Genomic DNA, 24121 nt, shown 5'->3' with positions numbered 1-24121 from the left:
GCGCCGGCCTGGCGCACGAACCTGTAGCCGCTGCCGAAGGCTGCGATCGCCCCGCAGGGGCGCGGCGATCTTGAAGACGCAGAAGGTCCTGTGGACCTTGCGCAGCCTGCGGCAGCGGCTACAGGGGCTCATCTGCCGCCCATGATCGCGATGTAGTCCTGGGTCCAGCGGCTGTAGGGCACGAACTTGCCGCCTTCGGCCTGCGGGGTTTTCCAGAAGGCAATCTTGTCGAACTGGTCGAAGCCGTTGGTCTTGCAACCTTCGGCGCCCAGCAGCTCGCTTTCCTTGCAGGCCGCCGGCACGGCCGGCAGCGAACCGAACCAGGCGGCGACGTCGCCCTGGACCTTCGGCGTGAGCGACCAGTCCATCCACTTGTAGGCGCAGTTGGGGTGCTTGGCCTCGCTGTGCAGCATGGTGGTGTCGGCCCAGCCGGTGGCCCCTTCTTTTGGAATGGTCGAGGCGATCGGCTGTTTCTCGTTGATCAGGCCGTTGACCTGATACGGCCAGGAGCTGGCGGCGACCACGCCTTCGTTCTTGAAGTCGCTCATCTGTACCGTGGTGTCGTGCCAGTAGCGGTGGATCAGCGGCTGCTGGGCGCGCAGCAGCTCGAGCACCGCCTTGTACTGGGCTTCGGTCAGTTCGTAGGGATTCTGGATCCCCAGTTCCGGTTTCGCGCTCTTGAGGTAGAGCGCGGCGTCGGCGATGTAGATCGGCCCGTCATAGGCCTGCACGCGGCCCTTGTTGGGTTTGCCGTCCGGCAGGTTCTGCGCGTCGAACAGCACGCCCCAGCTGGTCGGTGCCTGCTTGAAGACCTTGGTGTTGTACATCAGCACGTTCGGGCCCCACTGGTAGGGGGTGCCGTAGGTCTGTTTGTCGACCACGTACCAGGGTGCGTCCTTGAGGCGTGGGTCGAGGTTTTTCCAGTTGGGAATCAGCGCGGTGTTGATCGGCTGCACGCGCTTGCCGACGATCAGCCGCAGGGAGGCGTCGCCAGACGCGGTGACCAGGTCGTAGCCGCCCTTGGCCATCAGGCTGACCATCTCATCGGAGGTACCCGCGGTCTTGACGTTGACCTTGCAACCGGTCTCCTTCTCGAAACCTGTGACCCAGTCGTAGTTCTTGTCGCTCTCGCCACGTTCGATGTAGCCGGGCCAGGCCACGATATCCAGCTGACCTTCGCCGGCACCGACGGCCTTGAGCGGTTCGGCGGCCTGGAGGCTGGCGCTGGCCAGCAGGGCGGTGGTGATTGCACTGAGCAGTGCGGTCTTGTGCACGAACATGGGAAAACCCTCTTCTTCAAATTATGGTCGGGGCAGTTGTGAGCCTGGTGGAGCGCGCCGTGACGGCTTGTTATTAGCTTAGGCCCTGTACGAAAAGTGGCTGGCGCCGGCTTTGCGTACAGGGCCTTGTGCGTTATTTCAGGTCATTGCCGTGGCGCGCCATGATGTGTCGCACCACGCTGTAGTCCTGCAGCGAATCGCTGGACAGGTCCTTGCCGTAGCCGGAGCGCTTCAAGCCGCCGTGGGGCATTTCACTGGCCAGCATGAAATGGCTGTTGATCCAGGTGCAGCCGTATTGCAGGCGGGCCGCCACCTGCATCGCCTTGTCCAGGTTCTGGGTCCAGACCGACGAGGCCAGGCCGTATTCCGAGTCGTTGGCCCAGTCCACCGCCTGTGCCAACTCGTCGAAGCGGGTGACGGTGACCACCGGGCCGAATACTTCACGCTGGACGATTTCATCGTTTTGCCGGCAGCCGGCCAGCAGGGTCGGCTGGTAATAGAAGCCAGCACCCGAATGCACCGCGGCGCCGGTCACCCGTTCGATGTGTGGCTGGCCCAGGGCGCGTTCGACGAAGCTGGCCACGCGGTCGCGCTGGCGGGTGCTGATCAGCGGGCCGATCTCGTTGTCGGCATCGCGCTTGCCGGCGAAGCGCAGGCTGCTGACGGCGGTGCCCAGCTCGGCCACCAGGCGGTCATGGATCCCGGCCTGGGCGTAGATCCGGCAGGCCGCGGTGCAGTCCTGCCCGGCGTTGTAATAGCCGTAGTTGCGCACGCCTTCGACCACGGCCTGCAGGTCGGCATCGTTGCAGACGATCACCGGGGCCTTGCCGCCCAGTTCCAGGTGCGTGCGTTTCAGGGTTTTCGAGGCGGCCTGGAGGATCTTCTGCCCGGTGACGATATCGCCGGTCAACGACACCATGCGCACCTTGGGATGGCTGACCAGGTGGCTGCCCACGCCTTCGCCACCGCCGCAGACAATGTTCAGTACGCCGCGCGGCAGCAGTTCGGCCAGGGTTGGCGCCAGGGCCAGGATCGACAGCGGGGTGTGCTCCGACGGCTTGAATACCAGGGTGTTGCCGGCGGCCAGGGCCGGGGCGATCTTCCAGGCGGCCATCATGATCGGGTAGTTCCATGGCGCGATGGACGCCACCACGCCGATCGGGTCGCGCCGCACCATGCTGGTGTAGCCCGGCAGGTACTCGCCGGCCAGCTGGCCGGTCTGGCAGCGCACCGCGCCGGCAAAAAAACGGAACACGTCGACGGTGGCGCCGAGATCATCCTGGCGCGCCAGGTGCAGCGGTTTGCCGCAATTCAGCGATTCCAGGCGGGCCAGGTGGTCGGCCTGCCTTTCCACGGCATCGGCAATCGCCAGGAGGATGTTCGAGCGTTGCTGGGGCGTGGTTCGCGACCAGTCGGCAAAGGCGCGGTGGGCGGCGAGGATCGCGCCTTCCACCTGTTCGGTGCTGGCTTCGGCGATCTGGGTCAGCACTTCGCCAGTGGCCGGGTTGAGGATCGGCTCGACAAGACCCTGGCCGGCGACCAATTCGCCATCGATCAACAAAGCGGTGGACAACGGAGTCTGCGCGCCAGCCATTTTCCGGGTTCTCTTTTCTTGTATGGCCATGGTGCTCCCCAGTGACGGAGGCCCGGCCCTCTCTGGACGGATTGATCAGAGACTAGTGGCGGGGCCTGTGCTCGACAAATACCAAATACTGAATGCGGCGTTCGATTAAATAGATGGCTTGCGCCCGCCGTGGGGCTGTTCGCGGGCCACGGTCAGGAACGGGTCCACCAGTGCCGGGCGCGCCGTGCCGCGGCGCCAGGCCAGGCCGACGTCGAGGGTCTGGCTGAGGTCGGCGATGGGCCGGGCTTCGATGATGTCGCCTTCCAGCGACCAGGGGCGATAGGTCATGTCCGGCTGGATCGATACCCCGAGCCCGGCCGCCACCAGGCTGCGCACCGCTTCGGTGGAGGCGGTGCGCAAGGTGACGCGCGGTTGCAGGCCGGCGCCGGACCACAGGCGCTGGGCGTTGCGGTCCATTTCATCGACGTTGAGCTGGATCAGCGGCTCGCGGGCGACATCCGCCAGGTTGATGCTGTCGTGTTCCAGCAGCGGATGCTGGGCGGGCAGCCACAGCCGGTGCGGGGAGTGGGTCAGCACTTCGGTCTGCAGGGCGTGGCGGTCCTCGAGGTTGGAGAGGATCAACACCCCGACGTCGATCTCGCCGCTGACCAGCAAGTGCTCGATGTATGGGCGTTCGTCTTCCATCACGCGGATTTCCACATTGGGATAGGCGCGCTGGAAACGCGTGAGCAAGTCCGCCAGGTAATAGCCGGCGACCAGGCTGGTCACGCCGACGATCAACTGGCCGGCCACCTGGTCGGTGCTCTGCTGCAGGCTGCGCTTGGCGTTGTCCACCGTGGCCAGGATCAGGTGCGCCTGGCGCAGGAACTGGTGGCCCTGGTGGGTCAGGGTCATGCCCTTGGCGTGGCGGTTGAACAGGCTGACGCCGATTTCCTGTTCGAGCTGCTGGATCGCCAGGGTCAGGGTCGACTGGGAAATGAACACCGCCTGGGCCGCGGACGAGATCGAGCCGGTTTCGGCCACAGCGATGAAATGACGGATCTGGCGCAAGGTCATCATGGGCAATCACCGATCAGGCGTTTTTATCGATTTTTTCGAGTGTATATCTTTTTAATCGAAGGGCTGCCCAGGCGCATGGGCGAACCCAGCGAAGCAACATCTGGAAGCACACTCGAGCCCAGGGTCGGGGCACTTCGATCTAGGCTGGTGGCCTTATTGATTCGATCAACTCAAGTTGCTGGAGGTTTGGATGAACACCCGTGGATTGCTCGATCAACTGCTCAAGTCCGGCCAGGATCTGTTGCAGAACAAGACCGGGGCGCAGCAGAACAAGGCAGCCAGCGCCGACAAGGGCGCGCTGGGCGGGTTGCTCGGCGGCGGTTCCGGTGGGCTGGGCAGCCTGTTGTCCGGCGCTGGCGGCGGGGCGTTGGCGGCCGGCGCCATGGGCCTGCTGCTGGGCAACAAGAAAGCCCGCAAGTTCGGTGGCAAGGCGCTGACCTATGGTGGCCTGGCGGCGTTGGGCGTGATCGCCTACAAGGCCTACGGCAACTGGCAGGCGCAGCAGGCCGGTGCGCCGAAAGGCGAGCCGCAGACCCTCGACCGCCTGCCCGCGCAGCAGGTCGAACAACACAGCCAGGCGATCCTCAAGGCGCTGGTGGCCGCGGCCAAGGCCGATGGCCATATCGACGAGCGCGAGCGCGCCTTGATCGAAGGTGAGTTCACCAGGCTGGACAACGATCAGGAGCTGCAGCACTGGCTGCACGCCGAACTCAACAAGCCGTTGGACCCGGCGGATGTGGCGCGGGCCGCCGGCACGCCGGAAATGGCAGCGGAAATGTACGTCGCCAGCGTGATGCTGGTGGACGAGGAAAACTTCATGGAGAAAGCGTATCTGGATGAACTGTCGCGTCAGCTCAAGCTGGAGCCGGGGTTGAAACTCGAACTGGAAAAGCAGGTTCGCCAGGCCAGTCTTTGACGCCAATCGGGCGTGCGCTGGAGAAAGTTCTGCACGCCCTTTCTGATGGCTGAAATGCCGTCTGCTTATGCCGAATCATCACTGGCGGCGCTCGAGTCATCTGACGGAAAGTAGCCCTCCAGAGCGGACCCTGCCTTTCGCTCTGAGTGAGACGTGGTGCGCAATACGCTGATAAATGATGGCACGCCCTCGGCTATACTCCCCACCATTTGAATGGCCCCGAGGACTGACTGTGAAGAACTGGACGTTGCGCCAACGCATTTTGGCGAGCTTTGCGGTGATTATCACCATCATGCTGCTGATGGTCATAGCCTCGTACTCCCGCTTGTTGAAGATCGAAGCCGGCGAAGACCGCATGCGCTCCGATGCCATTCCCGGGGTCTATTTCAGTTCCATGGTTCGCGGCGCCTGGGTCGACAGCTACCTGCACACCCAGGAAATCATCGGCTTGAAGGAAGGCCAGGGGATCAGCGCCGAGGACGTGGCGAACTTCAAGAGCTTCGAGCAACGTCTGCAGCAACACTTGGCCAGCTACAAGAACACCATCACTACTCGGGACGACCAGAGCGAATTCGAGGCGTTCGAGAAACAGCACCAGGAATTCATCAAGATTCAGGCCGCCGTCCTCGACCTGCACGTGCGCAACAAGGAAGACGAAGCGGTGCGCATGTTCAATGAGCAACTGACCCCGACCTGGGTGGCCGGCCGGATGAAACTCAACGAGATCATCGACGAGAACAAGGGGGTAGCCGACTCGGCCGCCTCGCAGATCGACGATGCGGTGGCCGCGGCCAAAGTCACCATGGGTGTTTCCCTGCTGGTGGCGGTGCTGGCGGCGGGCCTGTGCGGCCTGCTGCTGATGCGCGCGATCATGGCGCCGATGAACCGTATCGTGGAGATCCTCGAGGTCATGCGCACGGGCGATCTGACCAGTCGCCTGAGCCTGGAGCGCAAGGACGAATTCGGCGCCGTGGAAACCGGTTTCAACGACATGATGACCGAGCTCAATTCCCTGGTGTCCCAGGCGCAGCGCTCCTCGGTCCAGGTCACCACCTCGGTCACCGAGATTGCCGCCACCTCCAAGCAGCAACAGGCGACCGCCACCGAGACCGCGGCGACCACCACCGAAATCGGCGCGACCTCCCGGGAAATCGCGGCCACCTCGCGCGACCTGGTGCGCACCATGACCGAAGTCTCCACCGCCGCCGACCAGGCTTCGGTGTTGGCCGGCTCCGGCCAGCAAGGCCTGGCGCGGATGGAAGAAACCATGCATTCGGTGATGGGCGCGGCCGACCTGGTCAACGCCAAGCTGGCGATCCTCAATGAGAAGGCCGGCAACATCAACCAGGTGGTGGTGACCATCGTCAAGGTCGCCGACCAGACCAACCTGCTGTCGCTCAACGCCGCGATCGAAGCCGAGAAGGCCGGCGAGTACGGGCGCGGTTTCTCCGTGGTGGCCACCGAAGTGCGGCGCCTGGCGGACCAGACCGCGGTCGCCACCTACGACATCGAGCAAATGGTCCGGGAGATCCAGTCGGCGGTATCGGCCGGGGTCATGGGCATGGACAAGTTCTCCGAGGAAGTGCGCCGCGGCATGGCCGAGGTGCAGCAGGTCGGCGAGCAGCTGTCGCAGATCATCCATCAGGTCCAGGCCCTGGCGCCGCGGGTGTTGATGGTCAACGAAGGCATGCAGGCCCAGGCCACCGGCGCCGAGCAGATCAACCACGCCCTGGTGCAACTGGGCGATGCCAGCAGCCAGACCGTCGAGTCGCTGCGCCAGGCCAGTTTCGCCATCGATGAACTGAGCCAGGTGGCGGTGGGGCTGCGTAGCGGCGTCTCGCGTTTCAAAGTCTGATGAACGAGCTCGCAGCGAAACGCGGCGCAGGGACGGCGACCAAGGACGCGCTGTTCCTGGTGTTCCGCATCGGCACCGAACGTTACGCCTTGCAGGCCGTCGAGGTGGTCGAGGTATTGCCGCGCCTGCAGCTCAAGCCGATTCCCCGGGCGCCGTCCTGGGTCGCCGGGGTCTTTGCCCATCGCGGTGCGGTGGTGCCGGTGCTCGACCTGAGCGCCCTGACCTTTGGCGAGCCGGCGCAGGAGCGCACCAGCACCCGCCTGGTGCTGGTGCATTACCGCCCGCAGGCGGCGGAGCCTGCGCGGTTGCTGGGGCTGATCCTCGAGCAGGCCACCGATACCCTGAGGTGCAACCCGCAGGACTTCAAGGCCTACGGCCTGGATAACCGCAATGCGCCGTACCTGGGGCCGGTCTATGAAGACGCCCAGGGCCTGCTGCAATGGGTGCGTGTCGAGGATCTGCTGGATGCCGAGGTGCGTGCGCTGCTGTTTCCCTCGCCGCCGCTGGACCTGGCGCTGCTCGGGGAGTCGCCATGAGCAGCGACCAGCGATTTTTCGATTTCCTCAAGGAGCGCATCGGCCTCGACGTGGCCTCGGTGGGGCCGGCGATCATCGAGCGCGCGGTGCGCCAGCGCAGCATCGCCCAGCAGGCGCTCAGCGCCGACCACTACTGGCAGACCCTGCAAGGCTCGCGGGATGAACAGCAGGCCCTGATCGAGGCGGTGATCGTTCCGGAAACCTGGTTTTTCCGTTACCCGGAGTCCTTCGCGACCCTGGCCAAACTCGCCCTCTCGCGCCTCGCCGAACTCAAGGGCATGCGCGCGTTGCGCATCCTCAGCCTGCCGTGCTCCACCGGCGAAGAGCCGTACTCGATTGCCATGGCCCTGTTCGATGCCGGGCTCGCGCCCCATCAGTTCAAGGTCGATGGCTTCGATGTCAGCCCGCTGTCGGTCGAGCGGGCCAGACAGGCGGTGTACGGCAAGAACTCCTTTCGCGGCCAGCACGGCGATTTTCGCGAGCGCCACTTCAGCGCCGAAGAGGAGCGCTACAGCCTCAGCGAGCGGGTGCGCGAGCAGGTGCGCCTGCAGGTCGGCAACCTGCTGGACCCGACCTTGCTGGCCAATGAGCCGCCCTACGATTTTGTCTTCTGTCGCAACCTGCTGATCTATTTCGATCAGCCGACCCAGCGCCAGGTGTTCGAAGTGCTCAAGCGCCTGACTCACGTTGAAGGCGTGCTGTTCATCGGCCCGGCCGAAGGCAGCCTGCTGGGCCGCCTGGGCATGCGTTCGATCGGCATTGCCCAGTCCTTTGCCTTCAGCCGGCATAACGAACCTGAGCCCGCGCCGGCACCGGCCTTCGTCCCGAGCGCATTGCCGGTACGTCAGCCGGTGCGCAGCATCGCGCCTCCCGTGCGCAGCCGGCCGTTTGCCAGTGCGGTGCCGAGCCCGAGTCCTGCACCGACCAGGCCGGCCAACGACGCCACGACCCTGCTGGCCAGCATCGCGGCCCTGGCCAACGAAGGCAAAAGTGCCGAGGCCCGGGTGGCGTGCGAGCATTACCTGGACACCCACGAACCGGTGGCGCAGGTGTTCTATTGGCTGGGGCTGCTCAGCGATGTGGCGGGCAGCGCCCTGGAGGCCCAGGGTTTCTATCGCAAGGCCCTGTACCTGGACCCGCAGCACGCCGAGGCGCTGGTGCACCTGGCCGCTTTGCTGGCGTCCCAGGGAGATGTCGCCGGTGCCCGTCGATTGCAGGAGCGTGCGGCCCGCAGCGGCCGTGCAGCAGACAGTGAGCGTAAATCATGAGCGGCTCTGTTTCGTTGAACGTGACCCATGAAGATGCGCAGGCCATCGACGATTGCTGGAACCGCATCGGTATCCACGGCGACAAGAGTTGCCCGTTGCTGGCCGGGCATGTGCATTGCCGCAACTGCTCGGTGTATTCCGCCGCGGCCACCCGTCTGCTCGACCGCTATGCGTTGCAGCAGGAGCGCCATGAGCAAGCGGTCGAGGCCGATACGGATGTCGTCACCCGTTCGCTGCTGATGTTCCGCCTGGGCGAGGAATGGTTGGGCATTGCCACCCGCTGCCTGGTGGAAGTGGCGCCGCTGCAGCCGATCCATTCCTTGCCGCACCAGCGTTCGCGGGCCTTGCTGGGCGTGGCGAATGTGCGTGGCGCGCTGGTGGCGTGCCTGTCGTTGGTGGAACTGCTGGGGCTGGACACTACCGGCACGGCTGTCCCGGGCGCACGGGTCATTCCGCGCATGCTGATCATCGCCGCCCAGGGCGGCCCGGTGGTGGTGCCGGTGGACGAGGTGGAGGGCATCCATGCCATCGACGAGCGCACCCTGAACGCCGCCGAAGTTTCCGGCCAGCAAGCCAGTGCCAAGTACACCCGTGGCGTCCTGCAATGGAAGGGCCGCAGCCTGCGTTGGCTGGATGAAGAGCAGTTGCTGTCCGCCGTGACCCGGAGCCTGACATGACCCCCGATCAAATGCGCGACGCCTCGCTGCTCGAACTCTTCAGCCTGGAAGCCGAAGCCCAGACCCAGGTGCTCAGTGCCGGCCTGCTGGCGCTGGAACGCAACCCGATCCAGGCCGACCAGCTGGAAGCCTGCATGCGCGCCGCCCACTCGCTCAAGGGCGCGGCGCGGATCGTCGGGGTCGACGCCGGGGTCAGCGTGGCCCATGTGATGGAAGATTGCCTGGTCAGCGCCCAGGAGGGGCGGCTGTACCTGCGTCCCGAACATATCGATGCGCTGCTGCAGGGCACCGACTTCCTGATGCGCATCGCCACGCCGGGCAACCAGGTCGGTGAGCAGGACATTGCCGCCTACGTGGCGCTCATGGAGCAGTTGATCGGCTCGCCGGGCGCGGTGACGGCGGGCGTTGTCCTGCCCAGGGTCGAGCCGAGCCTGCCGCCCATGGCCGAGCTGCAACTGCAAGCTCCGCGGATCGAACCTGAGCCGCAGGTCCCGCCGTTCGAGATGCCGCAGGAGGTCTTGCAGGAGACGCTGCAAGAGGCATCCGTGGCCACTCCGCAGAAGGGCAAGAAGCTCGCCGAGGGCGGCGAACGGGTGTTGCGGGTCACGGCCGAACGCCTGAACAGCCTGCTCGATCTGTCGAGCAAGTCGCTGGTGGAAACCCAGCGCCTGAAGCCGTACCTGGCGACCCTGCAGCGCCTCAAGCGCATGCAGAGCAACGGGCTGCGCGCTTTGGAAAACCTCAATGGGCATCTCAAGGAGCAGGTGCTGGGCCTGGAGGCCCTCGAAGCGCTGGAGGATGCGCGGCGCCTGCTGGCGGAATCCCAGCAGTTACTGATCGAGAAAACCGCCGAGCTGGATGAGTTCGGCTGGCAGGCCAGCCAGCGTGCCCAGGTGCTCTACGACACTGCGCTGGCCTGTCGCATGCGGCCGTTCGCCGATGTGCTGGTGGGCCAGGTGCGGATGGTTCGCGACCTGGGGCGCAGCCTGGGCAAGCAGGTGCGCCTGGAAGTCGAGGGCGAGAAGACCCAGGTCGATCGCGACGTGCTGGAAAAACTCGAAGCGCCACTGACCCACCTGCTGCGCAATGCGGTCGATCACGGCATCGAAACGCCCGAGCAGCGGCTGCTGGCGGGCAAACCGGCCGAAGGCCTGATCCGCCTGCGTGCTTCCCACCAGGCCGGTTTGCTGGTGCTGGAACTCAGCGATGACGGCAATGGCGTCGACCTGGAGCGGGTGCGCCAGAGCATCGTCGAGCGCCAGCTGTCCCCGGCCGAGACCGCTGCCCAGCTGAGCGAAGAAGAACTGCTGACCTTCCTGTTCCTGCCAGGCTTCAGCCTGCGGGACAAGGTCACTGAGGTCTCCGGGCGCGGTGTCGGCCTGGACGCGGTGCAGCACATGGTGCGCCAGCTGCGCGGCGCGGTGCAGCTGGAGCAGGTGGCGGGGCAGGGCAGTCGTTTCCATCTCGAAGTGCCGCTGACCCTGTCGGTGGTGCGCAGCCTGGTGGTGGAGGTCGGCGAAGAGGCCTACGCCTTCCCGCTGGCGCATATCGAACGCATGTGCGACCTGGAGCCCGACGACATCGTCCAGCTGGAAGGACGCCAGCACTTCTGGCACGAAGGCCGCCATGTCGGCCTGGTCGCGGCCAGCCAGTTGCTGCAACGCCCGGCGGGGCAGAGCAATGAGTCCACGCTCAAGGTGGTGGTGATTCGCGAGCGCGACGCGGTCTATGGCGTGGCGGTCGAGCGCTTCATCGGCGAGCGGACCCTGGTGGTGCTGCCGCTGGACGACCGCCTGGGCAAGGTCCAGGACATTTCCGCCGGGGCCTTGCTCGATGACGGCTCCGTGGTGCTGATCGTCGACGTCGAGGACATGCTGCGTTCGGTGGACAAGCTGCTCAATACCGGCCGCCTGGAGCGCATCGCCCGCCACAACCGCCATCAGGCCGAGACGGCGCGCAAGCGCATCCTGGTGGTCGACGACTCGCTCACCGTGCGTGAGCTGCAACGCAAGCTTTTGCTCAACCGTGGTTATGACGTAGCGGTCGCCGTCGACGGCATGGATGGCTGGAACGCCCTGCGTTCGGAAGACTTCGACCTGCTGATCACCGACATCGATATGCCCCGAATGGATGGGATTGAATTGGTCACACTCCTGCGCCGTGACAATCGCCTGCAGTCGTTGCCGGTGATGGTGGTTTCCTACAAGGATCGCGAAGAGGACCGGCGCCGTGGACTGGATGCCGGAGCCGACTATTATCTAGCCAAAGCCAGTTTCCATGATGACGCCCTGCTGGATGCGGTGGTGGAGCTGATTGGAGGAGCGCGGGCATGAAAATCGCGATCGTCAATGACATGCCCATGGCCGTGGAGGCCCTGCGCCGGGCCCTGGCCTTCGAACCCGCGCACGAAGTGGTGTGGGTCGCGACCAATGGCGCCGAGGCGGTCGAATACTGCGCGAAGCTGACACCCGACCTGATCCTGATGGACCTGATCATGCCGGTGATGGACGGCGTGGAAGCGACCCGCCGGATCATGGCCGAAACCCCTTGCGCCATTGTGATCGTCACGGTGGACCGCCAGCAGAACGTGCATCGGGTGTTCGAGGCCATGGGCCATGGCGCGCTGGACGTGGTCGATACACCGGCCCTGGGTGCCGGCAATGCGCAGGAAGCGGCAGCGCCCTTATTGCGCAAGATCCTCAACATAGGCTGGCTGATCGGCCAGCAGCGCGGCAACCACGTGCGTTCGGCGCCGGTGCCGATGCGCACCATGGCGCAACGCCAGGGCCTGGTGGCGATCGGCTCGTCCGCCGGTGGCCCGGCGGCGCTGGAGGTGCTGCTCAAGGGGCTGCCGGCCAGTTTCCCGGCCGCCATCGTGCTGGTGCAGCACGTCGACCAGGTGTTCGCCGCGGGCATGGCCGAGTGGCTCAGCAGCGCCTCCGGGCTGCAGGTGCGCCTGGCCCGCGAAGGCGAGCCACCGCAGAGCGGTACGGTGCTGCTGGCCGGGACCAACCACCATATCCGGCTGTTGAAGAACGGTACCCTGGCCTACACCGCCGAGCCGGTAAACGAGATCTATCGGCCATCGATCGATGTGTTTTTTGAAAGCGTCGCCAGTTACTGGAATGGCGATGCGGTCGGCGTACTGCTGACCGGCATGGGCCGCGACGGCGCCCAGGGCCTGAAACTGATGCGCGACCAAGGTTATCTGACCATCGCCCAGGACCAGAATAGTAGTGCGGTGTATGGCATGCCCAAGGCGGCCGCTGCCATCGACGCTGCCGTAGAGATTCGCCCACTGGACAAGATCGCTCCACGATTGCTGGAGATATTTGCCAAATGACCGACAAACGCAGCTGTCCTGGCCAGGTAGCAACTCAGGTGACAACCCATGAATGATTTACAGCTCGACGATTTTAAAACCGATGAAAATGCTGCGATGGTGCTGCTGGTCGACGACCAGGCAATGATCGGTGAGGCTGTGCGGCGTGGGTTGGCGAACGAAGAAAACATCGACTTCCACTTTTGTGCCGACCCGCACCAGGCCATTGCCCAGGCGATCCGCATCAAGCCGACGGTGATCCTGCAGGACCTGGTGATGCCGGGCCTGGACGGGTTGACGCTGGTGCGCGAGTACCGCAACCACCCGGCGACCCAGAACATTCCGATCATCGTGCTTTCGACCAAGGAAGACCCGCTGATCAAGAGTGCGGCCTTCGCGGCCGGGGCCAACGATTACCTGGTCAAGCTGCCGGACAATATCGAACTGGTGGCGCGCATTCGCTACCACTCGCGCTCCTACATGACCCTGTTGCAGCGGGACGCGGCCTATCGCGCGCTGCGGGTCAGCCAGCAGCAACTGCTCGATACCAACCTGGTGCTGCAGCGCCTGATGAACTCCGATGGCCTGACCGGCTTGTCCAACCGCCGGCATTTCGACGAGTACCTGGAGCTGGAATGGCGCCGGGCCATGCGCGACCAGACCCAGTTGTCGCTGCTGATGATCGATGTCGACTACTTCAAGTCCTACAACGACAACTTCGGCCACCTGGAGGGCGATGAAGCCCTGCGCAAGGTGGCGACGGCGATCCGCGAAGCCAGCAGCCGACCGTCGGATTTACCGGCGCGTTATGGCGGGGAGGAGTTTGCCCTGGTGCTGCCGAACACCTCGCCTGGCGGGGCGCGGCTGGTGGCCGAGAAGCTGCGCCAGACCGTGGCCGCGCTGAAGATTCCGCATATCGCGCCGACCGAAGGGGCCAGCCTGACCATCAGCATCGGTCTGTCCACCATGACGCCGCAGCCGAGCACCAGTTGCCGGCAATTGATCTCGGCCGCCGACAAAGGCCTGTATCTGGCCAAGCACAATGGTCGCAATCAGGTAGGGATCGAGTGAAAAAAACCGCCACCGCGGGGGCCTAAAGCCGCCAGGCGGGCTGCCGCGCCAGCTTGATTACGTTATACTCGCCGGCTTTCAAAAGTTCGCCAACGAGTGCTGCCTGCCATGGAAATCAACCCGATCCTTAACACTATCAAGGACCTGTCCGAGCGCTCCGAAACTATTCGGGGGTATCTTTGACTACGATCAAAAGCATGAGCGTCTGACCGAAGTCAATCGCGAGCTTGAAGATCCGAACGTCTGGAACAAGCCTGAATACGCCCAGGAACTGGGCCGCGAGCGCTCCGCGCTGGCGCAGATTGTCGAGACCCTGGACGAGTTGTCCGGTGGCCTGGCCGATTGCCGCGATCTGCTGGACATGGCCGTCGAAGAGAACGATGAAGGCGCAGTGGGCGACGTGGTCGCCGAACTGACCCGTCTCGACGAGGCCCTGGCCAAGCTGGAATTCCGTCGCATGTTCAGCGGCGAGATGGACATGAACAACGCCTACCTGGACATCCAGGCCGGCTCCGGCGGCACCGAAGCCCAGGACTGGGCCAACATCCTGCTGCGCATGTACCTGCGCTGGGCCGCCAAGCGTGGCTTCGACGCCACCATCATGGAACTGTCCGAAGGCGAAGTCGCCGGTATCAAGGGCGCCACTGTGCACATCAAGGGCGAGTACGCCTTTGGCTGGCTGCGCACCGAGATCGGCGTGCACCGCCTGGTGCGCAAGAGCCCGTTCGACTCCGGCGCCCGCCGCCACACCTCGTTCTCGGCCGTGTTCGTGTCGCCCGAGATCGACGACAAGGTGGAAATCGAGATCAACCCGGCCGACCTGCGGATCGACACCTACCGTTCCTCCGGTGCCGGTGGCCAGCACGTAAACACCACCGACTCAGCCGTGCGTATCACCCACGTACCGACCAACACCGTGGTCAGCTGCCAGAACGAACGGTCCCAGCACGCCAACAAGGACACCGCCATGAAAATGCTGCGGGCCCGGTTGTACGAGCAGGAGATCCAGAAGCGCAACGCCGCTTCCCAGGCGCTGGAAGACAGCAAGTCCGACATCGGCTGGGGCCACCAGATCCGCTCCTACGTGCTCGATGCCTCGCGGATCAAGGATCTGCGTACCAACATCGAGCGCAGTGACTGCGACAAGGTGCTCGACGGCGACATCGACGAATACCTGGTGGCCAGCCTGAAATCGGGGCTGTAAGCCGCGACACCCATGCCGCGGGCACGGCGCGCTTCTGTAGGAGCGAGGCTGGCCCGCGATCCCTTGCCACAGGCAAGGGGCAACGAACCTGTGATGGAAATTTTAAAGACATGAGCGACCTACAACTCGACCAGGCCCTGCAACAGGAAGAAAACACCCTGATCGCCCTGCGCAAGGAAAAGCTTGCTGCCGAGCGCGCCAAGGGTCAGGCCTTCCCCAACGACTTCCGCCGCGACAACTACTGCAACGACCTGCAGAAACAGTACGCGGACAAGACCAAGGAAGAGCTGGCCGAGGCGGCGATTCCGGTCAAGGTTGCCGGTCGCATCATGCTCAACCGTGGTTCGTTCATGGTGATCCAGGACATGACCGGGCGTATCCAGGTCTACGTCAACCGCAAGACCCTGGCGGAAGAGACCCTGAACGCGGTCAAGACCTGGGACCTGGGCGACATCATTGCCGCCGAAGGCACCCTGGCCCGTTCCGGCAAGGGCGACCTGTACGTCGAGATGACCAACGTGCGTTTGCTGACCAAGTCGCTGCGCCCGCTGCCGGACAAGCATCACGGCCTGACCGACACCGAGCAGCGCTATCGCCAGCGCTACGTCGACCTGATCGTCAACGAAGACGTACGCGAAACCTTCCGCGTGCGTTCCCAGGTCATCGCCCACATCCGCAGCTTCCTGATGAAGCGTGACTTCCTGGAAGTGGAAACGCCGATGCTGCAGACCATTCCTGGCGGCGCGGCGGCCAAGCCGTTCGAGACCCACCACAACGCCCTGGACATGGAAATGTTCCTGCGTATCGCCCCGGAGCTGTACCTCAAACGTCTGGTGGTCGGTGGCTTCGAGAAAGTCTTCGAGATCAACCGCAACTTCCGTAACGAAGGCGTTTCGACCCGGCACAACCCTGAATTCACCATGTTGGAGTTCTACCAGGCCTACGCCGACTACGAAGACAACATGGACCTGACCGAAGAACTGTTCCGCGAGCTGGCGCAGCTGGTCCTGGGCAGCACCGACGTGCCGTACGGCGACAAGGTGTTCCACTTCGGCGAGCCATTCGTGCGTCTGTCGGTGTTCGACTCGATCCTCAAGTACAACCCCGAGCTGACCTTTGAGGACCTGAACGACATCGACAAGGCTCGCGCCATCGCCAAGAAGGCCGGTGCCAAGGTGCTCGGCTTCGAAGGCCTGGGCAAGCTGCAGGTGATGATTTTCGAAGAGCTGGTCGAGCACAAGCTGGAGCAGCCGCACTTCATTACCCAGTACCCGTTCGAAGTCTCGCCGCTGGCCCGTCGCAACGACGAGAACCCGAACGTGACCGACCGTTTCGAGCTGTTCATCGGTGGCCGCGAAATCGCCAACGCCTACTCCGAGTTGAACGACGCGGAAGACCAGGCCGAACGTTTCATGGCCCAGGTGGCCGACAAGGACGCCGGTGACGACGAAGCCATGCACTACGATGCCGACTTCGTTCGCGCCCTGGAGTACGGCATGCCGCCGACCGCCGGTGAAGGTATCGGCATCGACCGCCTGGTGATGCTGTTGACCAACTCCCCGTCGATCCGCGACGTGATCCTGTTCCCGCACATGCGGCCGCAAGCGTAAATATGTTGAATAAAAAGCCGCCGCTAACAGGCGGCTTTTTATTGTCTGTGTGGCACTGACGTACTGCTTTTTTCATTTTTATGTGAGAGGAATACCTGTCGTGAACCGTGCAATTGCTCAAGAAGGTGCAGCTGGCATCGCCACTGCGGTCGCTGAAAGTGTTCAGTACCAGGGCCGCAAGGCCAGCCGACAGGGCAGTGAGCAACGTCGCCAGGATATTCTCGACGCGGCCATGCGCATTGTCGTGCGCGATGGCGTGCGCGCCGTGCGCCATCGCGCGGTAGCCGCCGAAGCCGGTGTGCCGCTGTCGGCCACCACCTACTACTTCAAGGATATCGATGACCTGCTCACCGATACCTTCGCCCAATACGTCGAACGCAGCGCCGCCTTCATGGCCAAGCTCTGGGCCAACAACGAGGGCTTGCTGCGGGAGATGGTCGCCTATGGCGATGGCAGCCCGGAGTCCCGCGCGCAACTGGCCGATGACATTGCCCGCCTGACCGCCGACTACGTGCAGCGCCAACTGCACAACCGCCGCGAGCATCTGATGGCCGAGCAGGCGTTTCGCCAGGAAGCGCTGCTCAACCCGCGCCTGGCGCTGCTGGTGCGTTCCCACCAGCAGATCCTGCTGCACGGCACTTGCCAGTTTTTCCAGGTCCTGGGCTCCCGCGAGCCGCAACAGGATGCCAAAGTGTTGACGTCTATAATCGGACGGATGGAATATCAGGGCCTGCTCAACGGGGCAGAGCCTCTGGCCGACGAAGACATGCTGGGCATTCTTACCCGGTACATGCACCTGGTTCTGGCCTCGGTGTGATGCGGCCCCTGTAGCCGCTGCCGCAGGCTGCGATGGCCCGGGCCACGCTGGTCGGAGGGCCTTCCTGCGATTCCATGGGCGCTGGATCGGACGCAGGCTGCTACGCATGTTCGAGTCGACTGCTGATAGGGAGTGTTGAATGAAAGCCTGGCGCGTTGTGATCGCCTTGTCGTTCCTGCTGCTCAGTGGCTGCCTGGTGTCCTTCAAGGAACCCTTGCCGGCCGATCAGGCAGCGCCCGCGGCGTTGCTCGGCAAATGGACCAGCAAGAATGCCTGGGGCGAACCGCTCACCCTGCAACTGAGCCGCATCGGCAACAACCGCTACAAGGCCGTCACTTCCGTCAAGGCCAGGCCGCAACAGCACGACACTTATGAGTTCACCGTTTCCCGCCATGGCAGCCGCTGGTATCTCTCGGCGGCGGTGCCCCAGGCGTTCGGTGGGCACTTCACCATCGCCGGTTTCGAGTTGACCGACGAACACGAGCTGGTGCTCTACCAGCTCGATCTCGAACAGATCAATCAGGCCCGCGGGCAGAACGCCCTGCAGGGCGAGCCGTTCGACACCAAGGACGGCGAGGGCGTGCTGATCGACAGCACGCTGCCACAGGTTTTCGCCTATCTGGACGATCCCGCCAACTCCGACGTGTTCGTCGAGGCGGCGCGCTTCCAGCGGGCAGGCAAGTAAACGCGGTACAGACGTTTCAACAGGAGTTTGTGGTGGACGATTACCAGCAGACGATACGCACCTTGTCCGATCGCATTGTGCTGGCACAGACGCCGATCCGCGTACTGGATGCGGTTAAGTGGGATGACAACATCCGCAAGGGTTTCCTCAAGGCCAAGGGCAAGGAAATGCCGGCGGTGGACCGCGCCTATTACGAAGGCCGGGCGCTGTCTTTCGACTCCAGCGCGGTGAAGCTGGAGTTCCAGAACATCGAGCGTGACATCACCCGGCAACTGGGCCAGTTCAACCCGGTGGGGCAGATCATGCGGCGCATGTGCAAGGAGTACCGCATGGTGGTGCGGATGCTCGAAGCCCGTGGCACCGAGGATTTCGGGCTGATTTCCCAGGAACTCTACGGCGCGGCCTCCGATGCCTTTCATGCCGGCGACCCGACCTTGTCGGACCTGGGCCTGATGCTCTCGGATTACCTGAACAACATCGACGGCCGCGGCGATCTCAAGGACGAACCCAAGACCCTGAGCGCCAAGGAAGCCGTCAGCCTGCTGCAAAGCCGGTTGAACAAGGTGTTCGGCGAGGCCGAGGAGACCATCCGGGTCTTCGAGTCCGACGGCATCGTCGCCGACGCGGCGGCCGGCGCCGACTACATCAAGATCCGCGCCGACGCCATGTTCAACAATCGCGATGTACGGGCCCTGGAAGTCCATGAAGGCCTGGTGCATGTGGGCACCACCCTCAACGGCCTGAACCAGCCGATCTGCACCTTCCTGTCCAAGGGCCCGCCCTCGTCGACGGTGACCCAGGAAGGCCTGGCGATCCTGATGGAGATCATCACCTTCGCCTCCTACCCGAGCCGCCTGCGCAAGCTGACCAACCGCACCCGCGCCATTCACATGGTGGAAGAGGGCGCGGACTTCATGCAGGTGTTCGAGTTCTTCCGCGAGCAGGGTTTCGAAATGGCCGAAAGCTATGGCAACGCCAGCCGGGTGTTCCGCGGTTCGGTGCCAACGGGCCTGCCATTCACCAAAGACTTGTCCTATCTCAAGGGCTTCATCATGGTTTACAACTACATTCAGTTGGCCGTGCGCAAGGGCAAGCTCGAGCAGGTGCCGTTGCTGTTCTGCGGCAAGACCACCCTGGAGGACATGCGTACCCTGCGGCAGTTGGTGGACGAAGGCCTGGTGGTGCCGCCCAAGTACCTGCCGGACCAGTTCCGCGACATGAACGCGCTGTCGGCCTGGATGTGCTTCTCCAACTTCCTCAATCACCTGAGCCTGGACCGGATCGAGGCGGATTACTCCAACATCCTCTGACGCATACCTGTAGGAGCGAGGCTTGCCCGCGATCAAGGCACCGCGGTTTTTCTGCAGCACCGCNCCTCGCTCCTACAGAAGTATTCTTTTCACCCCCTGTCGCGAGGCTTCAAACGGATGCGAGTCCTCAGCATTGTCTGCCTGCTACTGACCCTGAGCGGTTGCAGCTCGCTGCTGTTCTATCCCGAGCGCGGCTTGCCGTTCACCCCGGACAAGGCCCGGCTCGACTACCGCGACGTCACCCTGACCGCCGCCGACGGCACGCGCCTGCGCGGCTGGTGGCTGCCGGCCAAGGCCGGGGTGCCGGTCAAGGGCACGGTGCTGCACCTGCACGGCAATGGCGGCAACCTGTCCGGGCACCTCGGCGGCAGCTGGTGGTTGCCGGAGCAGGGCTATCAGGTGCTGCTGGTGGACTACCGTGGCTATGGGGTGTCGCAAGGCGAACCGAGCCTGCCGGCGATCTACCAGGACGTCGACGCGGCCTTCCAGTGGCTGGACCGGGCGCCCGAAGTCCAGGGCAAGCCGCTGATCGTCCTGGGCCAGAGCCTGGGCGGCGCCCTGGCCATCCACTATCTGGTGGAGCAGCATCCGGAACGCCAGCGCCAGCTCAAGGCCATTGTCTTCGACGGGGTGCCGGCCAGTTACCGCGAAGTGGGCCGCTTCGCCCTGAGCACGTCCTGGATGACCTGGCCGTTCCAGGTCCCGCTGTCCTGGCTGGTGCCGGATGGCGACAGCGCGATCAAGGCCATCGCGCGCCTGGATGGCGTGCCCAAGCTGATCTACCACAGCATCGACGATTCCCTCGTACCGCTTTCCAACGGCATCCGTCTGTATCAAGCTGCGCCCCCGCCCAGGGTGCTGCAGCTGACCCGTGGCGGGCATGTGCAGACCTTCGCCGACCCGGTCTGGCGCCAGGTGATGTTGCGTTACCTTGAAGACCCGCAGCATTTCAACGGCCTGCGCCGCCTGGGCGAAATCCCGAATTACCCCGCACCCTTGAATCCAGTCGTAGAACCTCCAGAGAGTCCGCAATGAGCGAAGAACGTAACGCCATCCCCATGATCATCACCGGTATCTGCAGCATCCTCGGCACCGTGGCGTGCCTGTGGTACTACGGCTACCTGCATTTCGCCAAACCGGAGGATGCGTTGCTGCTCAACGATTTCACCATGCTCAAGACCGTGCCCGGCGAGGACTACAAGGTCTCCCTGGAGCCGGCGGCCGAGGTGGCGCAGTGCATCGATGGCGTGCTGGTGCTGTTCGACACCGAGCAGAAGGGGCTGACCGGCGTGCTGGTCAACAACAAGAAGCGCGCCGTGCGCTGCATGGGCCAGGAAACCCCGAAGCTGGAGCAGTGAGCCGCTGGGGTCGCAACTGCTAGTTGCGATGCATTTGCCGGATAAAAAGGCCCCGCCAATCAAGGCGGGGCTTTTTATTGCGCGCAGAAGATGGTCTGTCGCCCGGACGCTTTCTGACCGGGTGAAATGACGCCAAACCGGGAGTTTTTGCCGGGAGCAGGGGTACTCCTGACCCGATCCGGGGTCAGGAATAACGGTTTTCACGAGTGAGAAAGTCAGCAGTGGATCAGTGTTTCTGCTCTTCGGCCTGAGCCGACATATCGTGCAGATAACGCCGTGACAGGGCGAGAAAACGCGGGGTAGGACCGATGTCCTCGTAGAGCGGATCGCCTTCTTCGTCGGTGGCGACCACATGCTGGCCCTGGACATAAGGGAAGCTGGTCTCGAGTTCCTCCAGGGCGGCGCCGATCAGTTCGCCGAGCAGTTCCTCAGTCTGGCGTTTCGGGTACATCTCGGAAATCGCCGCCAGGCGTGCTGCGGCTTCGACGTCCAGGTAGATCGTGTAGCCGGTCTTGGTCAGGCGACCCTTGGCGTTTTCTTCCCAGTGTTGCGCGAGCTCACGGATTTTCATGGCAACCTCAATGAACACCTGCTTATGGCAGGGCCTGGTGAGTGACCGGCCTGTGCCGGCGCTAAGCCGTTGTGCGGCTTACTCTTGAGACTAGCTCCATCGCGCAAGGTTTAAAGGCGCTTCGTCGTGCGCCGGCCTTGCCGGAACCCGTTCGCATCAAGACCGCCCTTGCTAATAGCCATGTGCTGGCGGCACTCTTGGGGCTTACCAGGAGCCCCAAGTCCGCTGGAGAACAGGTAGATGACCGATATTGATGCGCGCTTGCGCGAAGATGTTCACCTGCTGGGTGAGCTGTTGGGCAACACCATTCGTGAACAGTATGGCGAGGCTTTCCTCGACAAGATCGAACAGATTCGCAAGGGTGCCAAGGCCGACCGGCGCGGTTCGCTGGATGCCGAGCTCAGCGCCAGTCTCAACCAGCTCAGCGAGGATGAACTGCTGCCGGTGGCGCGGGCGTTCAACCAGTTCCTCAACCTGGCGAACATTGCCGAACAGTATCAGTTGATTCACCGTCGCGAGGAGTCGCAGCCGGCGCCGTTCGAGTCGCGGGTGCTGCCGGAGCTGCTGGCGCGCCTGCGGGCCGAAGGCCATGGCGCCGAGGCACTGGCCCGGCAGTTGGGACGGCTGGAAATCGAGCTGGTGCTGACCGCCCACCCCACGGAAGTCGCCCGCCGCACGCTGATCCAGAAATACGATGCCATCGCCGCGCAACTGGCCGCCCAGGACCATCGCGACCTGACCTCGGCCGAGCGCGCGCAGATCCACACACGCCTGCAGCGCCTGATCGCCGAGGCCTGGCACACCGAAGAAATCCGCCGTACCCGGCCGACCCCGGTGGACGAAGCCAAGTGGGGCTTCGCGGTGATCGAACACTCGCTGTGGCAGGCCATCCCCAACTATCTGCGCAAGGCCGACCAGGCCCTGCATGCGGCCACCGGCATGCACTTGCCCCTGGAGGCGGCGCCGATCCGCTTTGCTTCGTGGATGGGCGGCGACCGTGACGGCAACCCCAATGTCACCGCGGCGGTGACCCGCGAGGTGCTGTTGCTGGCGCGCTGGATGGCCGCCGACCTGTACCTGCGCGATGTCGATCAACTGGCGGCCGACCTGTCCATGCAGCAGGCCAACGCAGCGCTGCGGACCCTGGCCGGCGACAGCGCCGAACCCTATCGCGCGGTGCTCAAGCAGTTGCGCGAGCGCCTGCGGGCCACCCGCAACTGGGCCCAGGCCTCGTTGAGCGCCAGCGTGCCGGCGACTGTCCAGGTGTTGCAGAACAACCGCGAGCTGCTGGACCCGCTGGAGCTCTGCTATCAGTCCCTGCATGAATGTGGCATGGGGGTGATCGCCGACGGTCCGCTGCTCGATTGCCTGCGCCGCGCGGTGACCTTCGGCCTGTTCCTGGTGCGCCTGGACGTGCGTCAGGACTCCTCGCGGCACACCGCGGCCATGACCGAAATCACCGACTACCTGGGTCTGGGGCGCTACGGCGACTGGAGCGAGGAGCAGCGCATCGATTTCCTGATGCGCGAACTGGGCAGCCGTCGTCCGCTGCTGCCCGGTTACTTCAAACCATCGGCCGATACCGCCGAAGTGCTGGCGACCTGCCGGGAAATCGCCGCGGCCCCGGCGGCTTCGCTGGGTTCCTATGTCATCTCCATGGCCGGTGCGGCTTCCGATGTGCTGGCCGTGCAACTGCTGCTCAAGGAAGCCGGCGTGCTGCGGCCGATGCGCGTGGTGCCGCTGTTCGAAACCCTGGCCGACCTGGACAACGCCGGCCCGGTGATCGAGCAGTTGCTGCTTCTGCCGGGTTATCGCTCGCGCTTGCAGGGCCCGCAGGAAGTGATGATCGGTTACTCCGATTCGGCCAAGGATGCCGGCACCACCGCTGCCGCCTGGGCGCAGTACCGGGCCCAGGAAAAGCTGGTGGATATCTGCCGTGAGCAGCAGGTCGAGCTGCTGCTGTTCCACGGTCGCGGCGGCACCGTGGGACGCGGCGGCGGCCCGGCCCACGCGGCGATCCTGTCGCAACCGCCGGGATCGGTGGCGGGGCGCTTCCGCACCACCGAGCAAGGGGAAATGATTCGTTTCAAATTCGGCCTGCCGGACATCGCCGAGCAGAACCTCAATCTCTACCTGGCGGCGGTGCTGGAAGCGACCTTGTTGCCGCCGCCCCTGCCGCAGCCGGCGTGGCGCGACCTGATGGACGAACTGGCCGACGATGGGGTGAAGGCCTATCGCGCGGTGGTGCGGGAGAACCCGCAGTTCGTCGAGTATTTCCGCCAGTCCACGCCGGAGCAGGAACTGGGGCGCCTGCCACTGGGCAGCCGGCCGGCCAAGCGCCGCGCCGGCGGCATCGAAAGCCTGCGGGCCATCCCGTGGATTTTCGGTTGGACCCAGACGCGCCTGATGCTGCCGGCCTGGCTGGGCTGGGAAACCGCCTTGAGCAAGGCCCTGGAGCGCGGGGAAGGCGAGTTGCTGGGGCAGATGCGCGAACAGTGGCCGTTTTTCCGCACGCGCATCGACATGCTGGAGATGGTGCTGGCCAAGGCCGACGCGGATATCGCCCGTTCCTACGACGAGCGATTGGTCGAACCGGCACTGCTGCCATTGGGTGCGCATTTACGCGACTTATTGTCGCAGGCGTGTTCGGTGGTCTTGGGGCTGACCGGTCAGTCGCAGTTACTGGCACATAGTCCTGACACCCTGGAGTTCATTCGCCTGCGCAATACCTACCTGGACCCGCTGCATCTATTGCAGGCCGAACTGCTGGCCCGTTCACGCCGCCAGGATGGCGCCCAGGACAGCCCGGTGGAACAGGCGCTGCTGGTGTCTGTGGCGGGGATTGCCGCCGGTTTGCGTAATACCGGCTAAGGTAATTGCCGGGGTTTTCAGTGGCTTGGCGCGGTACTTCGAGCGCTGGCCCGAAAGGGCTGGCGACCGTTGCCAGGCGACACTTTGTTATGGGGTTGCGACCAGCAATACCCTGTCGCCAGGGCA

Annotated in this window: 20 protein-coding genes; 16 read left to right on the top strand and 4 right to left on the bottom strand. The window is 64.2% G+C overall.

Features of this window, described 5'->3' with window-relative positions; genetic code table 11:
- Window positions 1-128 precede the first annotated feature (128 nt).
- The 3 genes from ydcS to ACTJKT_RS03030 all read right to left on the bottom strand — a co-directional run bounded on the left by ydcS (window position 129) and on the right by ACTJKT_RS03030 (window position 3924).
- Entirely contained in the window at window positions 129-1280 is a 1152-nt protein-coding gene (gene ydcS, locus ACTJKT_RS03040; RefSeq protein WP_440786144.1) for a putative ABC transporter substrate-binding protein YdcS, read from the bottom strand.
- 133 nt (window positions 1281-1413) lie between these two features.
- On the bottom strand, window positions 1414-2904 hold the full coding sequence (locus ACTJKT_RS03035; protein WP_440786143.1) for a gamma-aminobutyraldehyde dehydrogenase: 1491 nt from the start codon (window positions 2902-2904) through the stop codon (window positions 1414-1416).
- A gap of 105 nt (window positions 2905-3009) precedes the next feature.
- Window positions 3010-3924 (bottom strand): LysR family transcriptional regulator, encoded by a 915-nt coding sequence (locus ACTJKT_RS03030; RefSeq protein WP_053277607.1) that lies wholly within the window; start codon window positions 3922-3924, stop codon window positions 3010-3012.
- Between the two features lie 190 nt (window positions 3925-4114).
- On the opposite strand from ACTJKT_RS03030, the gene ACTJKT_RS03025 reads away from it, so the two are divergent.
- The 15 genes from ACTJKT_RS03025 to ACTJKT_RS02955 all read left to right on the top strand — a co-directional run bounded on the left by ACTJKT_RS03025 (window position 4115) and on the right by ACTJKT_RS02955 (window position 20553).
- Window positions 4115-4840, top strand: a complete 726-nt coding sequence (locus ACTJKT_RS03025; RefSeq protein WP_440786142.1) for a tellurite resistance TerB family protein — start codon at window positions 4115-4117, stop codon at window positions 4838-4840.
- Between the two features lie 232 nt (window positions 4841-5072).
- Entirely contained in the window at window positions 5073-6695 is a 1623-nt protein-coding gene (locus ACTJKT_RS03020) for a methyl-accepting chemotaxis protein (protein ID WP_440786141.1), read from the top strand.
- Window positions 6695-7231: a chemotaxis protein CheW gene (locus tag ACTJKT_RS03015; protein WP_097305478.1), complete on the top strand. Its 537-nt coding sequence runs from the start codon at window positions 6695-6697 to the stop codon at window positions 7229-7231. Before ACTJKT_RS03020 ends, ACTJKT_RS03015 begins: the two co-directional genes overlap by 1 nt.
- Entirely contained in the window at window positions 7228-8499 is a 1272-nt protein-coding gene (locus ACTJKT_RS03010; RefSeq protein WP_440786140.1) for a CheR family methyltransferase, read from the top strand. The genes ACTJKT_RS03015 and ACTJKT_RS03010 overlap by 4 nt, the downstream gene beginning before the upstream one ends.
- Window positions 8496-9176: a chemotaxis protein CheW gene (locus tag ACTJKT_RS03005; RefSeq protein ID WP_440786139.1), complete on the top strand. Its 681-nt coding sequence runs from the start codon at window positions 8496-8498 to the stop codon at window positions 9174-9176. Before ACTJKT_RS03010 ends, ACTJKT_RS03005 begins: the two co-directional genes overlap by 4 nt.
- Window positions 9173-11509: a hybrid sensor histidine kinase/response regulator gene (locus ACTJKT_RS03000; protein ID WP_440786138.1), complete on the top strand. Its 2337-nt coding sequence runs from the start codon at window positions 9173-9175 to the stop codon at window positions 11507-11509. The genes ACTJKT_RS03005 and ACTJKT_RS03000 overlap by 4 nt, the downstream gene beginning before the upstream one ends.
- Window positions 11506-12519: a chemotaxis response regulator protein-glutamate methylesterase gene (locus tag ACTJKT_RS02995; protein WP_440786137.1), complete on the top strand. Its 1014-nt coding sequence runs from the start codon at window positions 11506-11508 to the stop codon at window positions 12517-12519. Before ACTJKT_RS03000 ends, ACTJKT_RS02995 begins: the two co-directional genes overlap by 4 nt.
- A 48-nt stretch (window positions 12520-12567) precedes the next feature.
- Window positions 12568-13569 carry a response regulator gene (locus ACTJKT_RS02990; protein WP_007927977.1) on the top strand — a complete coding sequence of 334 codons (1002 nt, stop codon included), beginning with the start codon at window positions 12568-12570 and terminating at the stop codon, window positions 13567-13569.
- Window positions 13570-13677: 108 nt separating this feature from the next.
- A protein-coding gene (gene prfB, locus ACTJKT_RS02985) for a peptide chain release factor 2 (RefSeq protein ID WP_440786136.1) occupies window positions 13678-14773 on the top strand; the annotation gives its coding sequence in 2 pieces (ribosomal slippage) (window positions 13678-13749 and window positions 13751-14773; 1095 coding nt in all).
- A gap of 110 nt (window positions 14774-14883) precedes the next feature.
- On the top strand, window positions 14884-16383 hold the full coding sequence (lysS, locus tag ACTJKT_RS02980) for a lysine--tRNA ligase (protein WP_440786135.1): 1500 nt from the start codon (window positions 14884-14886) through the stop codon (window positions 16381-16383).
- Window positions 16384-16483: 100 nt separating this feature from the next.
- Entirely contained in the window at window positions 16484-17200 is a 717-nt protein-coding gene (locus ACTJKT_RS02975; protein ID WP_025806590.1) for a TetR/AcrR family transcriptional regulator, read from the top strand.
- A gap of 139 nt (window positions 17201-17339) precedes the next feature.
- A complete protein-coding gene (locus tag ACTJKT_RS02970) occupies window positions 17340-17885 on the top strand; it encodes a hypothetical protein (RefSeq protein WP_440786134.1) in 546 nt (181 codons plus the stop codon).
- A gap of 32 nt (window positions 17886-17917) precedes the next feature.
- On the top strand, window positions 17918-19195 hold the full coding sequence (locus ACTJKT_RS02965; RefSeq protein ID WP_025806592.1) for a flavohemoglobin expression-modulating QEGLA motif protein: 1278 nt from the start codon (window positions 17918-17920) through the stop codon (window positions 19193-19195).
- A 117-nt stretch (window positions 19196-19312) separates the two neighbouring features.
- A complete protein-coding gene (locus tag ACTJKT_RS02960) occupies window positions 19313-20230 on the top strand; it encodes an alpha/beta hydrolase (RefSeq protein WP_063428593.1) in 918 nt (305 codons plus the stop codon).
- Window positions 20227-20553: a hypothetical protein gene (locus ACTJKT_RS02955; RefSeq protein WP_009047180.1), complete on the top strand. Its 327-nt coding sequence runs from the start codon at window positions 20227-20229 to the stop codon at window positions 20551-20553. Before ACTJKT_RS02960 ends, ACTJKT_RS02955 begins: the two co-directional genes overlap by 4 nt.
- 226 nt (window positions 20554-20779) lie before the next feature.
- On the opposite strand, the gene ACTJKT_RS02950 is transcribed toward ACTJKT_RS02955, so the two are convergent.
- Entirely contained in the window at window positions 20780-21124 is a 345-nt protein-coding gene (locus tag ACTJKT_RS02950; protein WP_025806596.1) for a hypothetical protein, read from the bottom strand.
- A gap of 240 nt (window positions 21125-21364) precedes the next feature.
- On the opposite strand from ACTJKT_RS02950, the gene ppc reads away from it, so the two are divergent.
- Window positions 21365-23995 carry a phosphoenolpyruvate carboxylase gene (gene ppc, locus ACTJKT_RS02945; RefSeq protein WP_440786133.1) on the top strand — a complete coding sequence of 877 codons (2631 nt, stop codon included), beginning with the start codon at window positions 21365-21367 and terminating at the stop codon, window positions 23993-23995.
- Window positions 23996-24121: the final 126 nt, after the last annotated feature.

The sequence above is a fragment of the Pseudomonas sp. 22526 genome (assembly GCF_052044735.1).
Classification (GTDB): Bacteria; Pseudomonadota; Gammaproteobacteria; order Pseudomonadales; family Pseudomonadaceae; genus Aquipseudomonas; species Aquipseudomonas piscium.
Note: the sequence above shows the minus strand (reverse complement) of the source record. Positions and strands in the feature narration are given on the sequence as shown.